The 12,229-nt window shown below is 63.7% G+C and carries 13 protein-coding genes; 6 read left to right on the forward strand and 7 right to left on the reverse strand.

From position 1 onward, the window contains the following. Nucleotides 1–24 precede the first annotated feature (24 nt). Nucleotides 25–1,425 (reverse strand): aromatic ring-hydroxylating oxygenase subunit alpha, encoded by a 1,401-nt coding sequence (locus tag ACZ1JX_RS18635; protein ID WP_465126840.1) that lies wholly within the window; start codon nt 1,423–1,425, stop codon nt 25–27. 156 nt (nt 1,426–1,581) lie between these two features. Between ACZ1JX_RS18635 and ACZ1JX_RS18640 the strand changes: the two genes are divergently transcribed. The 4 genes from ACZ1JX_RS18640 to ACZ1JX_RS18655 all read left to right on the forward strand — a co-directional run bounded on the left by ACZ1JX_RS18640 (nt 1,582) and on the right by ACZ1JX_RS18655 (nt 4,724). Further along, complete coding sequence (locus ACZ1JX_RS18640; protein ID WP_465126841.1) at nt 1,582–2,364, forward strand: SDR family NAD(P)-dependent oxidoreductase; 783 nt, start codon at nt 1,582–1,584, stop codon at nt 2,362–2,364. A 5-nt stretch (nt 2,365–2,369) separates the two neighbouring features. Further along, a complete protein-coding gene (locus tag ACZ1JX_RS18645) occupies nt 2,370–3,185 on the forward strand; it encodes an SDR family NAD(P)-dependent oxidoreductase (protein ID WP_465126842.1) in 816 nt (271 codons plus the stop codon). After that, nucleotides 3,182–3,961, forward strand: a complete 780-nt coding sequence (locus ACZ1JX_RS18650; RefSeq protein WP_465126843.1) for an SDR family NAD(P)-dependent oxidoreductase — start codon at nt 3,182–3,184, stop codon at nt 3,959–3,961. The genes ACZ1JX_RS18645 and ACZ1JX_RS18650 overlap by 4 nt, the downstream gene beginning before the upstream one ends. Nucleotides 3,962–4,148: 187 nt before the next feature. Continuing rightward, entirely contained in the window at nt 4,149–4,724 is a 576-nt protein-coding gene (locus ACZ1JX_RS18655; protein ID WP_465126844.1) for a TonB-dependent receptor plug domain-containing protein, read from the forward strand. A gap of 79 nt (nt 4,725–4,803) precedes the next feature. Here ACZ1JX_RS18655 and istB read toward each other — a convergent pair whose 3' ends face one another. Next, entirely contained in the window at nt 4,804–5,583 is a 780-nt protein-coding gene (istB, locus tag ACZ1JX_RS18660; protein WP_086740912.1) for an IS21-like element helper ATPase IstB, read from the reverse strand. Next, nucleotides 5,573–7,099 (reverse strand): IS21 family transposase, encoded by a 1,527-nt coding sequence (gene istA / locus ACZ1JX_RS18665; RefSeq protein ID WP_277788710.1) that lies wholly within the window; start codon nt 7,097–7,099, stop codon nt 5,573–5,575. Before istA ends, istB begins: the two co-directional genes overlap by 11 nt. A gap of 50 nt (nt 7,100–7,149) precedes the next feature. Between istA and ACZ1JX_RS18670 the strand changes: the two genes are divergently transcribed. After that, nucleotides 7,150–7,947, forward strand: coding sequence for a TonB-dependent receptor domain-containing protein (locus ACZ1JX_RS18670; protein WP_465126845.1), 798 nt, complete (start codon nt 7,150–7,152; stop codon nt 7,945–7,947). Between the two features lie 39 nt (nt 7,948–7,986). Here ACZ1JX_RS18670 and ACZ1JX_RS18675 read toward each other — a convergent pair whose 3' ends face one another. Further along, the gene (locus ACZ1JX_RS18675) at nt 7,987–8,466 is read right to left on the reverse strand and encodes a GreA/GreB family elongation factor (protein WP_465126846.1); all 480 of its coding nucleotides are present in this window, start codon (nt 8,464–8,466) and stop codon (nt 7,987–7,989) included. A 51-nt stretch (nt 8,467–8,517) separates the two neighbouring features. Here ACZ1JX_RS18675 and ybaK point away from each other — a divergent pair, with 51 nt between their 5' ends. Then, the gene (gene ybaK, locus ACZ1JX_RS18680) at nt 8,518–8,994 is read left to right on the forward strand and encodes a Cys-tRNA(Pro) deacylase (RefSeq protein ID WP_465126847.1); all 477 of its coding nucleotides are present in this window, start codon (nt 8,518–8,520) and stop codon (nt 8,992–8,994) included. A 148-nt stretch (nt 8,995–9,142) separates the two neighbouring features. Here ybaK and ACZ1JX_RS18685 read toward each other — a convergent pair whose 3' ends face one another. The 3 genes from ACZ1JX_RS18685 to ACZ1JX_RS18695 are packed head-to-tail and all read right to left on the reverse strand — an operon-like array spanning nt 9,143 to nt 12,050. Next, on the reverse strand, nt 9,143–9,919 hold the full coding sequence (locus ACZ1JX_RS18685) for an SDR family NAD(P)-dependent oxidoreductase (protein ID WP_465126848.1): 777 nt from the start codon (nt 9,917–9,919) through the stop codon (nt 9,143–9,145). After that, a complete protein-coding gene (locus tag ACZ1JX_RS18690; protein WP_465126849.1) occupies nt 9,916–10,311 on the reverse strand; it encodes a hypothetical protein in 396 nt (131 codons plus the stop codon). The genes ACZ1JX_RS18685 and ACZ1JX_RS18690 overlap by 4 nt, the downstream gene beginning before the upstream one ends. Further along, nucleotides 10,308–12,050, reverse strand: coding sequence for an FAD-dependent oxidoreductase (locus tag ACZ1JX_RS18695; protein WP_465126850.1), 1,743 nt, complete (start codon nt 12,048–12,050; stop codon nt 10,308–10,310). Before ACZ1JX_RS18695 ends, ACZ1JX_RS18690 begins: the two co-directional genes overlap by 4 nt. Nucleotides 12,051–12,229: the final 179 nt, after the last annotated feature.

The raw sequence follows: 12,229 nt of genomic DNA on the forward strand, positions 1-12,229 counted from the left end.
TCGCAGCGGGGTGGGCTGTCTGCGCTATGCGTTCAGATATTTGTCGAGCGTCTGGTGGAACTGGCGGATGCGGATTTCCTGATAGTCGCCGAGGTTTACCTCGCCGGTCTTCGACGCATGGAGACCGTCCTGCACATAGGGCAGGTTGTCCATGTCCTGTTCGAAGACGTGGCCGAGCACGCCGAGTTCGGGCGCATCGGTCCACTTCTGCTCAGGGGTGAGCAGCTTCATCGGCACGCCATGCGGCATGGGATCGCCCTTCCTGACGCGGGCGAGGATGCGCACTTCCATCAGGCAGGTGTCGGGCGTCTTTCCGGGGCGCCAGCGATAGACGATGTTCGGCATGAACCCGCCCCACGGCGCGAAGTTGGGGAAGACGTTATAGACGAGACCGTCGAGCAGTTCGGCGTCGGTGGCGTGGTCGTGGTCATAGCCGGTCTGCGCGGTATAGCCTGCGCGCATGGCCGCGCCGAGGGCAGCGCGTGCGGTCATGCCTTCGGGCACGCTGACCGCGAAGGGATCGCCCGATGCATCGTAGTTGTCCGCCGAGCGACCGTTGTACTTGCAGAACTCGTCGACGATCCACTGCTGGGTCTTGCCCTCGGGATCGACGTGCGGGGACATGATGCCGAAGGGCACATGGTTGACGTTCACATTGTCGCCATAAGTCCAGTAGGCGGCGTTGGCGTCACCGGTGAACGGCAGGAGCTGCGGGTGGGTGACGACGGTGTGCCAGGCTTCCATGAAGGCCTCGGCAGTGACCTTCCAGTTCGCCGGGACTTCCTTGGCCACCCAGATCACCGTGGTGCATTCCTCATGCCGCCAGCGCTTGAAGAATTCGGGGATCGGGGCGAGGTATTCCTCGAGGGTGGGGCCGCCCGGTTCCTCACGCAGGAAGATATAGCCGCCCCAGCGGCCGACTTCGGCCTCGGGCAGGGCCATCTTTTCTGCCTGCAGATGCTTGAAATCCCACGAGCAGGGCATGCCGGCAAAGCTGCCGTCCTTGTTCCAGGCAAAGCCGTGGAACGGGCAGGTGAAGGTATCCGCCGTGCCGTCCTCGGTACGCAGCTTGCGGCCGCGATGGAGGCAGACGTTGTGCATCGCCTTGACGCTGCCGTCTTCCTGACGGGAGATCAGCCACGAGCGGCCCGCGTTCTCGAACACGGTGTAATCGCCCGCCTCGGGAATGTCCTCCTCGCGCGCGGCAAACTGCCAGACGTGGGGCCACATCTTCTCGCGCTCGAGCCTGGCGAACTCTTCCGAAGTGTAGCGCTCGGCGGCAATCGGTTCCGAGCCGCGATACTGGTAGCTCTCTTCGGTGAGCATCGCCGGAGCGGGGCGCGAGTCCTGTGCCAGCAGTTCCTGCCAGCTGATTGCTTCGCACCTTGCCTTGCCGCCGCCCATATTGGGATCGCTGTCAGCCATTTTCTCGATTCCTCACCCAGAATTCAGTCATTGCTGCCGGTTTTGCCGGTCCCCCGCGCGCGCGTCACCTTGCTGAAAGCATAGGTTGCACGGACTGCGCGTGCGCGTAACCACTGACGCCATAAATTCACGCAGATTCTGTGCGGGAGAGAGCAATTGTCAAAGAGGCTTGAAGGGAAGGTCGCCCTGATCACCGGGGGCACCACCGGCATCGGCGCGGCCACTGTCGCGCGGCTGACGCAAGAAGGTGCCAAGGTGTGGTTCACCGGATCGAAGGAAGAGGCCGCCGCCGCGCTTTGCGCCGAAACAGGCGCGGTGTTCCGCAAGCTGCGCGTGCAGGACGCTGCGGGCTGGCCGGGCCTGATCGACGAGATCATGTCGACCGAAGGCCGTCTCGACATCGTGTTCGCCAATGCCGGCACCGAAAGCGGCGATGCCAGCATCGAGGATGTCGGCATCGAGGGCTGGGACAACGTCGTGGCGGTCAACCAGACCGGCGTGATGCTGACCGTGCAGAACGCGATAAAGGGCATGAAGCGCAATCCCGAAGGTCCGCGCGGCTCCATCATCATCAACTCGTCGATGAACGCCACGCGCCCCTTGGGCAATTACGTGACCTACTCGGTGACCAAGGCAGCGGTCTGCGCGCTGGCCAAGTCCGCTGCGGTCCACTGCGGGCAGCAGGGCTATGCCATCCGCGTCAACGCGATCCTGCCGGGCGTGGTGGAAACGCCGCTGATTCAGCAGATCATGAACAGCCAGCCCGATCCCGCCGCCGCGCGCGCGATGTACGAAGGCATGGCGCCGATGAAGCGCATGGCGCAGCTCAATGAAGTGGCGGGCCTTGTCGCCTACCTTTCGAGCGATGAGGCCGGGTTCATCTCCGGCGCGGAATACGCGATCGACGGCGCGACGACCGCCGGTATGATGGGGGTCTGAGTACCATGGAACTTTCCGCACAGCGCCTGAAGGGGCGCGTTGCCTTCATCTCGGGCGGCCTTCGCGGCATTGGCCTGGCCTGCGCGACCCGTTTCCTCGCCGAAGGTGCCGAAGTGGTGCTGTCTGACCTCGACGCCGAGGACAGCGACACCGCGCGCGAAGTGATGGGCAAGCTGGGGCAGGCTGCCAGCTACATCAGCGCCAACGTGGCCAGGGAAGAGGACTGGGAGCGTGCGGTCGCGCTGGTGAAGGAACGCCACGGCAAGTGCCACGTGCTCGTCAACAACGCCGGGATCGACCTGACCGGACCGGTCGAGACGCTCTCCATGGAAAGCTGGCGGCGGATCATGTCGATCAACGTCGATGGCGTGTTCCTCGGCACCAAGCATTTCGTGCCGCTGATGGCAGAGAGCGGCAAGGACTTCCGCGGCGGCTCCTCGATCATCAACGTCAGCTCGATCATGGGGCTGGTCGGCATGAACGAGGTTTCGGCTTACAATGCGTCCAAGGGCGCCGTGCGGCTGTTCACCAAGGGCATCGCCATCGAGTTCTGCCAGAAGAAGACCCCGATCCGCGCCAATTCGCTGCATCCGGGCTTTGTCGAGACGCCGCTGCTCAAGGCCGGGTTCCAGCGCTGGGTCGATCAGGGCTTTGCCGAAAAGCCCGATGATCTGGTCGCAGGCGTGGTCGGCGCAACGCCGATCGGGCGTCTGGCACAGCCCGAAGAACTGGCCTCGGCCGCGTTCTTCCTCGCCAGCGAGGATTCAAGCTACATGACCGGCGCGGAGCTGGTGATTGACGGGGGATGGACGGCACAATGACGATTGCTCTGGATAACGTAGTCGCCGTCATCACCGGCGCAGCAGGTGGCATTGGCCGCGAGCTGGTCAAGGCGATGAAGGCGGCCAATGCCATCGTCATCGCCACCGACCTTGCCGCAGACGCGCAGATCGAAGGCGCGGACCATTACCTCAAGCACGACGTGACGAGCGAGGCCGACTGGCGCACCGTAGCGGCGCTGGTGCAGGAGAAGTACGGCAGGCTCGATGCGCTGGTGAACAACGCGGGCTATTCCATCGTCACCAAGTTCGAGGAAACGCCGCTCTCCGATTTCCACCGTGTCAACGCGATCAACGTGGATTCGATCATCATCGGCACGCAGGTCCTGCTGCCTCTGCTGAAGGAGGGCGGCAAGGCGCGCAAGAGTGGCGCTTCGGTGGTCAACTTCTCCAGCGTGGGCGGCCTGCGCGGTGCGGCCTTCAACGCGGCCTATTGCACCAGCAAGGCGGCGGTGAAGATGCTGAGCAAGTGCCTTGGCGCAGAGTTTGCCGCGCTCGGCCACAATATCCGCGTCAACTCGGTGCATCCCGGCGGGATCGACACGCCGATGCTGGCCTCGATCATGGACAAGTACGTCGAACTGGGTGCCGTGCCATCGCGCGAGGTGGCAATGCAGGGCATCGTCGCCAACCACCCGATCGGACGCATGGGGCGGCCGGAGGAAATGGGCGGGGGCGTGGTCTATCTTTGCTCGGACGCGGCAAGCTTCGTCACTTGCGCCGAGTTCGTGATGGACGGCGGCTTCAGTCAGGTTTGATAACGTAATGTTTCCCAATAGTACGCAAGTATTGCTTTGCGGGAAACATTGTGTTCTGTCTGCACCACTTCACCTGTAATAGTATTTCTGGAATGTAACCGCACTTCGGGGCAATTGACCCCGATGGGCGGCTTTGCAGATTGCCCCCAACCCGCGCCGGGCATGGCGCGGAAAACGGGGACTGATCATGAAAACCAGAACATCCATTCGCGTCGCAGCGCTGGTCACTGCGAGCGCTCTTTCCATTACTGCCATTCCCGCCTTCGCGCAGGACGCTGCCGCTCCGGCACCGGCGATCGACAGCCCGGCCGAGGCCGAAAGCGCCGACGGCACCATCGTCGTCACCGGCAGCCGCCTGCAGCGCAGCGCCAATGAAACCGCGCCGCTGCCGATCAACACGATCACGTCCGAAGCGCTGCGCAACGCCGGCAACACCGACGCCACGGCGACGCTGCGCCAGATCCCGGCGCTGATTTCCTCGGGCACGGTCGCAGACTCGATCGAGCGCGGCGGTGGCGGCATCGGCCAGGCCACGCTCAACCTGCGCCAGCTCGGCTCGAACCGCACGCTGGTGGTGGTCGATGGCTATCGTCATGTCTCGGGCGTGGCCGGAACGCAGACCGTCGACGTCGCCACGATCCCCAACGCGCTGATCGAGCGTGTCGAAGTGCTGACCGGCGGCGCATCGGCAGTCTACGGTGCCGACGCGGTGACCGGCGTGGTCAACTACGTGCTCAAGCGGGACTTCGAGGGCCTGATGTAGATTTCCGCTGAGAAGTGACCCGGTATTTCCATCGAGAATTGACCCGGGTGATGGTATGTCCCGCAGAGCGGGTTTTGGGTCAAGCTGGTGATTTTTCCTTTCGTGGTTTTGGTGAGGCAGAGCTGGCCCTGAACCGGAAGCTGTCATTGCCAGTTTCGATGATGTGGCAATGATGGGTTAGCCGATCCAGCAGGGCTGTGGTCATCTTGGCATCGCTGAATACCTCGGCCCATTCGCTGAAGCTGAGGTTAGTGGTGATCACGACGCTGGTGCGTTCGTACAATTTGCTGAGCAGGTGGAACAGCAAAGCTCCGCCTGATGGGCTGAACGGCAGATAGCCCAGTTCATCAAGGATGATGAGATCGAGCTTGAGCAGACGTTCGGCAATCTGCCCCGCCTTGTTGGCTGCTTTTTCCTGTTCGAGCGCATTGACCAGATCGACCGTGGCAAAGAAGCGCACTTTTCTGCGGTGATGTTCGACGGCTTGAACTCCCAGCGCAGTGGCGATGTGCGATTTGCCGGTTCCGGGCCCGCCAATCAGTACTACGTTGTCAGCGCCGTCGATGAACTCGCCACCATGGAGTTGCCGAACCAGGGCCTCGTTGGCCTCGCTGGATGCGAAGTCGAACCCGGCCAGGTCTTTGTAAGCTGGGAACCGGGCGGCCTTGATCTGATAAGCAATCGAGCGGACCTCACGTTCGGCCATCTCGGCTTTGAGCAACTGGGAGACCATCGGCACTGCGGCACTGAAGGCTGGGGCGCCTTGCTCGATAAGGTCCCCCACTGCTTGGGCCATGCCATACAACTTCAGCGCCTTGAGCATGACGACAACGGCGGCACTGGCGGGGTCATGACGCATGACGCAGCCCTCCCTCACGCAGGGCATCATAACGTCCGACATTGGCCAACGGCTCTTGCGCAAGGCGCAAAGCCTGCGGTGCGTCAATCGGCGCTGCCGGTGGAGCCTTACCATCGATCAGGCGGTGCAGGATATTGAGGACGTGGGTCTTGGTGGCGACGCCCGCATCCAGCGCCAGTTCGACAGCGCAAAGCACTGCCTGTTCGTCATGTTGCAGCACCAACGCCAATATCTCCGCCATCTCCTTGTCTCCGCCGGGACGACGTAGGAGCTGGCTTTGCAGCTGCTTGAAGGCCTCTGGGAGCTGCAAGAATGGCGCGCCATTGCGCAGTGCTCCCGGCTTGCGCTGGACTACTGCCAGATAATGCCGCCAGTCATAAATTGTCCGCCCGCCAGTGTGGTGGGATCGGTCAATGATTCTGGCATGTTCGCAAAGGATCTGCCCCTCGGCCGCCACCACGATCCGCTCGGGGTAGATCCTGATGCTGACCGGGCGGTTGGCAAAGGATGCCGGGACGCTGTACCGATTGCGTTCAAAGCTGATGAGGCAGATCGGGGACACCCGCTTGGTGTGTTCGACAAAACCATCGAAGGTCCGCCCCAGCGGCATCAGACTACCAACCTCAGCGGCGTGTACATCGGCTACGGTGCCGGGCAAGTTGCCATGTTGGATCTCACCCCATTGCGCGATGCATTGTTCCTCGAGCCAGGCATTGAGCGCATGGATATCCGGGAAGCTCGGCAACTTCTGCCACAGCCGCCGCCGTGCATCTTGCACGTTCTTCTCGACTTGGCCCTTCTCCCACCCCGAGGCCGGATTGCAGAATGCAGGCTCGAACAAGTAGTGGCTGGCCATTGCGGTGAAGCGCGCGTTGACCTGTCGGGCTTTGCCCTTGCCGATCTTATCGACCGCAGTTCGCATGTTATCGAAGATCCCGCGCTGCGGCACACCACCCAGCACGCGGAATGCCTGCGTCAGTGCATCAAACAGCATCTCATGCGTCTGTAACGGATAGGCCCGCACGATGAACGCCTTGCTGTGTGATAGTTTGGTATGGGCCGCCTGCAGCTTGACACGCTCGCCACCAAGAATTGCCCAATCTTCGCTCCAGTCGAACTGGAACGCCTCACCTGGCTGGAAAACCAAAGGCACGTATGTTCCGCGGCCACTGGCCTGCTGTGCCAAGAGACGGCCTGCCTTCCAATCCCGCACATAGGCAGCGACACGATTATAGGACCCTTCGTAGCCCAATACGGCCAGATCAGCATGCATCTGCTTCGCCGTGCGCTTCTGCTTGCGCGATTTGCCAGCCTCGATTTGTAACCAACCCGTCAGCTTCTCAGCAAACGGGTCCAGCTTGCTCGACCGGTCAGGTACCTTGAACTGCGGCACCACCGTATCCGCGCGCAGATACTTGCGGATCGTGTTGCGCGACAAACCGGTGCGCCGCTCAATCTCACGAAGCGGGATCTTATCACGAAGGCGCCACCGGCGAATTACACTCAATAAATCCATGTCGATCACTCCCGATACCCCTGACTGGTCAGCCAGGGGCGGGTTCAAACATGGGTCAATTCTCAATGGAAATTTATGCCCTTACCGGGTCACTTCTCAGCGGAAATCTACACGCCACGACCTGGACGGTGGGCACGGTGATCCAGCCGCGCTTCATCCGGGGCCTGACGCTCTCGGTCGATTACTACTCGATCCGCATCGAGGACGCGATCGCCGCGGTTTCGGCGCAGGACATCGTCAACACCTGCTATGACAACGACACGTTCCCGAACCAGTTCTGCGCGCTGTTCTCACGCAACGGGCCGAGCGCGGGGCAGAGCACCTTCGGCTTCAACTTCCTGCGCCAGACGCAGATCAACTTCGGCCGGATCGAGACGTCGGGTATCGACGCCACGATCGACTACCGCTTCAGCCTTGGCGCGAACAACTTCGGCATCAATGTGGTCGCCAACTGGACCGAGAAGTTGAACCGCTTCTTCGATCCGGTGAACCGCAGCCTCGTCAATCCGGGCCTGAAGGAAACCGGTGCGCCGGAATGGTCGGGCGTGGGGTCGTTCACGTGGAACCGTGGGGCCTTCACCCTGAACTATTCGCTGCAGTACATCGGCCGCCAGGCCGTTGCCTCGGCGATCCAGATCGAGCGCATTGCCACCGAGTTCGGCCCGGCGGGCATGGCGCCCGAATACTGGGTCCACAACCTGGCGGCGACGTTCGACGTGCAGAAGAACTTCTCGATCACGGCGGGCGTCAACAACCTGACCGACAAGGAACCGTTCATCGCCAGCTCGGCCTACCCGGTCAGCGGCATTGGCCGGACCGTGTTCGTGGGCGTGCGCACCAACTTCTGACCCTGAAGGGCGGGGCGCAGTGGCGCTCCGCCCGCCTTCTCAGGCTGTGGCTTCCACCGCCAGCACTTCAATCGCCTCGGCCTTGCCGCCGAAATCCACCAGTTCCCCCTCTTCCGCCCCCATCATTGCGCGGGCGAGCGGGGCCGACCAGGCGATCAGGCCGCTTGCCGGATCGGCTTCGTCGTCACCGACGATGGAGATGGTGCGCTCCTTGCCGCCCAGCGCGAAGCGCACGGTGCAGCCGAAGCCGACCGTGCCGTCGGCCGGTGGCGCGGTCACTTCGGCGGTAGCTTGCCGGGTGCTCCAGTAGCGAAGGGTGCGGCGCAGCTTCTTGATCTCGGCCTCGTCCGCCACGCCGTCTTGAGCGGCATTGGCAAGCGCCGCTTCGGCTTCGGCCAGCTTCTGCGCGATCTGCGTCGCGCCGCGTGGCGTCACGAGGTTCGGCCCCGGCGGGATCGGGATCTCGAACGCGGGCTCGAGATGCTCGTCATCGCTCTCGCGCCGGAAGGCGACACTCATGCTCTTTCTCCACTGGCGCGCATCTGCCCGCTCTGCAACAAGCCGACCCCTATGGCACAGGTCACGCGCGCAACGAAGGCTCTGGAGCAGGCGGGCATCGCCTTTGAACTGCGCACATACGATTATGATCCCGCCGCAACGAGCATTGGCCGCGCTGCCGCCGAGGCCTTGGGGGTGGACCCGGCGCAAGTGTTCAAGACGTTGATGGTGCTGGCCGACGGCAAACCCGCCTGCGCCATCGCGCCCAGCGACGGCGAAGTTTCATTGAAGCGTGTTGCGGCGGCCTTGGGCGCGAAGTCTGCCGCGATGATGCGCGGGGCCGATGCCGAGCGGCTGACCGGCTACAAGATCGGCGGCATCAGCCCCTTCGGCCAGATGCGCCCGGTGCCGGTGGTGATCGACGAGACCGCGCTGCTGTGGGACGCGGTGTTCCTCAACGGCGGGCAGCGGGGGCTTCAGGTCATGCTCTCGGGCGAGGACGCGGTGCGCGTGCTGGGCGCGGTGGTGGCGGAGATCGGGGCAGCATAGATCCTCCCCGTTTTTGCGAAGCACAAACGGGGAGGGGGACCGCCAGCGAAGCTGGTGGTGGAGGGGTGGGAAGCCCCTCCGTCATTCGCTGCCGCGAATGCCACCTCCCCATTTGTCCTTCGGAAAAACAGGGAGGATCGACGGCAGGCTACCGCGTCAGATAGCCACCCTCGACCGCCAGGCTGTGCCCGGTCACATAGCTGGAGGCATCCGAGCACAGCCACGCGCTTGCCTCGGCCACTTCCTCAGGTTTGCCGAAGCGGCCGAACAGGCTGAGTGCCGGGGCGAAGTCTTCCTCGGTGAAGCCGGTGGTTTCCAGCGCGCCGCGCAGCATCGGGGTGTCGATTGCGCCGGGCAGCACCGCGTTCACGCGGATGTTGCGCCCTGCGTATTCGAGGCTGCCGGTCTTGGTCAGGCCAATCACGCCGTGCTTGGCCGCGACATAGGCCGCATTGTTGGGCTGCGGGCGGACCGAGCTGACCGAGCCGATGTTGACGATGGAGCCGCCCGAGCCCTGTGCGAGCAACTGGCGGATCTCGTACTTCATGCACAGCATCACGCCGCGCAGGTCGACGTTCAGCACCTTGTCGAACACCGCCATGTCGGCCTCGTGGATCGGCAGCACATCCGGGGTGATCGCGGCGTTGTTCACCGCGCAGTCGAAGCGGCCGAAAGTGGCAACGGTCTCGGCGACGAGCGCCTCGACCTGGGCTTCATCGGCAACGTCGGTGCGAACGGCGTGGGCGGTGCCGCCCGCCTCGCGGATCGCGGCGACGGTGGCGGCGGCGGTGTCGGGGTTGATGTCCGAGACCACGACCTTCGCCCCGCGCGCGGCGAGCAGGCGCGCGGTGGCCGCGCCCATGCCGACGCCTGCGCCGGTGACGATGGCGACCTTGCCGTCAAGGCTTACGAGATTGGGATTCACGATTTTGCTCCTTGCGCGATCCATGCGCGGATTTTGGCGACGTCGCCTGCATCGAGCGGGAATCCGCCGAACGGCATCATCGCTCCGGACCCGCCATGGTCGAGATGGGTGCCTTCGATCTTCATCACCAGATAGGACTTGTCCGGCGCGCCGGGCTCGACGCGCATGACGGCGGGCGCTTCCTGCGAGGGCTTGCCGACAAGGAAGCCGATAGCGGAATCGCCGACCAGCGACATGCCCCCTGCTTCCTCGCCCGTCAGGTGGCAGGTAGCACAGTTCTGTTCGAGGATCGGCACGATGTCCTTTTCATAGGACACAGGTACCGCCGGTTCCTCGGCCCGCGCGGAGATGGCAAGTGCCAGCAACCCCGTGCCAAGCGCCAGCCACTTCATGCCGACACCGCGTGGCGACCGGCGATGTAACCGAAGGTCACGGCTGGTCCGATCGTGCCGCCTGCGCCGAGATAGGCCTGCCCCGTAGGTGCCGCGATGCAATTGCCTGCTGCGTAAAGGCCCGGGATCGGTTGTCCATTCGCCGCGAGAACCTGCGAGTTGGCATTGATCTGCGGCCCGCCGGCCGTATCGAGCGTGCCCGGCCCGAGCACCAGCGCATAGAACGGTCCCTTCGTCGCAAACGGGTGCATCGTGTTGTTCGGCCAGGGATTTTCCGGCTGCGTCGTGCCCGCGCGGCGGGCCGAGAACAGCAGGTGCCATTCGCGGTCATAGAGATACTTGCCGCGCCCGAATTCGGGATCGACGCCCTTCTTCGCATAGGCGCTGAAATTGCTGATCGACTGCTTGGCGTTGGCGGCGAACTCCGGCGCAAGGCGCACGCCGCCGGTGCGATCCTGCCAGCCTACCAGCTGCGCATCGACCTTGGCGAAGACCTCGTCCCAGGTCTGCCCTTCGACAAGGTGCGGCTGCTCGGCCTTGTTGACGGGGAAGGGGAAGGCTCCGCCGAAGGCATCGATGCTGCGCTGGTCGAACAGCATGAACATCAGGTGGTTGGGGTATTCCTCATGCGCCGGATCGTACCAGAAGTGCGCCTGCGTGCGGTCGTTGTAATCGCGCTTCTCGTTGACCACGCGCTTGCCGTACTTGTTGACGAGGATCATCGAATCCCCCGGCAGCACGAAAGCGCCAAGGCCGATGCCACGCGTCTTGAGCGCCTCGCCCAGCACGACCTGGCTGCGCCAGCCGAGGCCCATGTTGCCCATCATCGCGCCTGCTTCCTGCGCGATCGGGATGAAGTCTCCGGTCGATCCCGGCAGCGAGCACGAGCCATAGACCGCAGGCTGGTGGACGTCGCACAGCTGGACGTTGTGGCTGTAACCGCCGGTGCCGAAGACCACGCCCTTGTTGGCCTTGATGCGGATGACCTTGTCGCCCTGCTTCGCCTCTGCGCCGATGACCCGGCCCGATGCTTCCTTGACGAGCTTCGTCACGCGGGTGCGGGTCAGGATCGGCACGCCCTTGGCCTTGAGGTAGGCATGCATCTGCGAGGCGAGACTGCCGCCGCCCTGCGTCGATCCGGAACCTACAGCGGGTTCCAGCGCGCGGCCGGTCGGCACCTTGTTCTCAGGCAGGTGGTCGGCATAGTCAGGCGCGGGCTTGTCCACCTGGAACAGGCGGAACTGCTTGAACTGCACCGCGCCCAGATCGCGCAAGTGATCGACCGCTGCCGAGCCGTGGTCATAGAACGCCTCGACCACCTTGAAGCGGTTCTCATCGAGGCCGAGCGTGGGGCTGTTGGGGTTGTACTGGCGCGGATAGCCATAGCGCACGACATAGCGCAGCGCGTCGGTCTTGGGGTCCTCGATGCCCTGTTCGCGGAAGATGAAGTGGTTGAATATCCACGTGACGCCGCCCGACTTGGCGGTGGTGCCGCCAAGGATCGGCATCTTCTCTACCATCATCACCTTCGCACCTGCTGCCATCGCGGTGATGGCGGCCGTCCCCGCCGCCGCGCCACTGCCGACGCACAGGACGTCGCATTCATGGTCCCAGCCTGCTGCGGGTGCTTCCTGAGCCTGCGCGGCACTGGCAATGCCGCTGGTTGCCGCCACTGCGGCGGTGATGCCTGCGCCTGCCAGCATCTGGCGGCGATGGATACCCTTGGTGGGCTGGGTCATTGGTTGTTCTCCCGTCTGTTCTGTTCATGGGTGAGCGCTGGATGCCCACCCCGTCTGACTAAGGGCCTGCTGCGCAGACCCAAGTCTCCCGGCCCTCCCGCCTGCGGGAGGGCGCATTCGTTACTTTCTACTCCCCTCCCGCAGGCGGGAGGGGCTGGGGGTGGGCATTCACAGCGCCG

The sequence above is a fragment of the Novosphingobium sp. BL-A-41-Hi4A-0G genome, assembly GCF_055521735.1.

Excerpts from the sequence above, each read along its gene's own strand:
- ACZ1JX_RS18635 (WP_465126840.1), bottom strand. The coding sequence starts at position 1,425 with ATGGCTGACAGCGATCCCAATATGGGCGGCGGCAAGGCAAGGTGCGAA.
- ACZ1JX_RS18645 (WP_465126842.1), top strand. The coding sequence starts at position 2,370 with ATGGAACTTTCCGCACAGCGCCTGAAGGGGCGCGTTGCCTTCATCTCG.
- ACZ1JX_RS18650 (WP_465126843.1), top strand. The coding sequence starts at position 3,182 with ATGACGATTGCTCTGGATAACGTAGTCGCCGTCATCACCGGCGCAGCA.
- ACZ1JX_RS18655 (WP_465126844.1), top strand. The coding sequence starts at position 4,149 with ATGAAAACCAGAACATCCATTCGCGTCGCAGCGCTGGTCACTGCGAGC.
- istB (WP_086740912.1), bottom strand. The coding sequence starts at position 5,583 with ATGCGTCATGACCCCGCCAGTGCCGCCGTTGTCGTCATGCTCAAGGCG.
- istA (WP_277788710.1), bottom strand. The coding sequence starts at position 7,099 with ATGGATTTATTGAGTGTAATTCGCCGGTGGCGCCTTCGTGATAAGATC.
- ACZ1JX_RS18670 (WP_465126845.1), top strand. The coding sequence starts at position 7,150 with ATGGGTCAATTCTCAATGGAAATTTATGCCCTTACCGGGTCACTTCTC.
- ACZ1JX_RS18675 (WP_465126846.1), bottom strand. The coding sequence starts at position 8,466 with ATGAGTGTCGCCTTCCGGCGCGAGAGCGATGACGAGCATCTCGAGCCC.
- ybaK (WP_465126847.1), top strand. The coding sequence starts at position 8,518 with ATGGCACAGGTCACGCGCGCAACGAAGGCTCTGGAGCAGGCGGGCATC.
- ACZ1JX_RS18690 (WP_465126849.1), bottom strand. The coding sequence starts at position 10,311 with ATGAAGTGGCTGGCGCTTGGCACGGGGTTGCTGGCACTTGCCATCTCC.
- ACZ1JX_RS18695 (WP_465126850.1), bottom strand. The coding sequence starts at position 12,050 with ATGACCCAGCCCACCAAGGGTATCCATCGCCGCCAGATGCTGGCAGGC.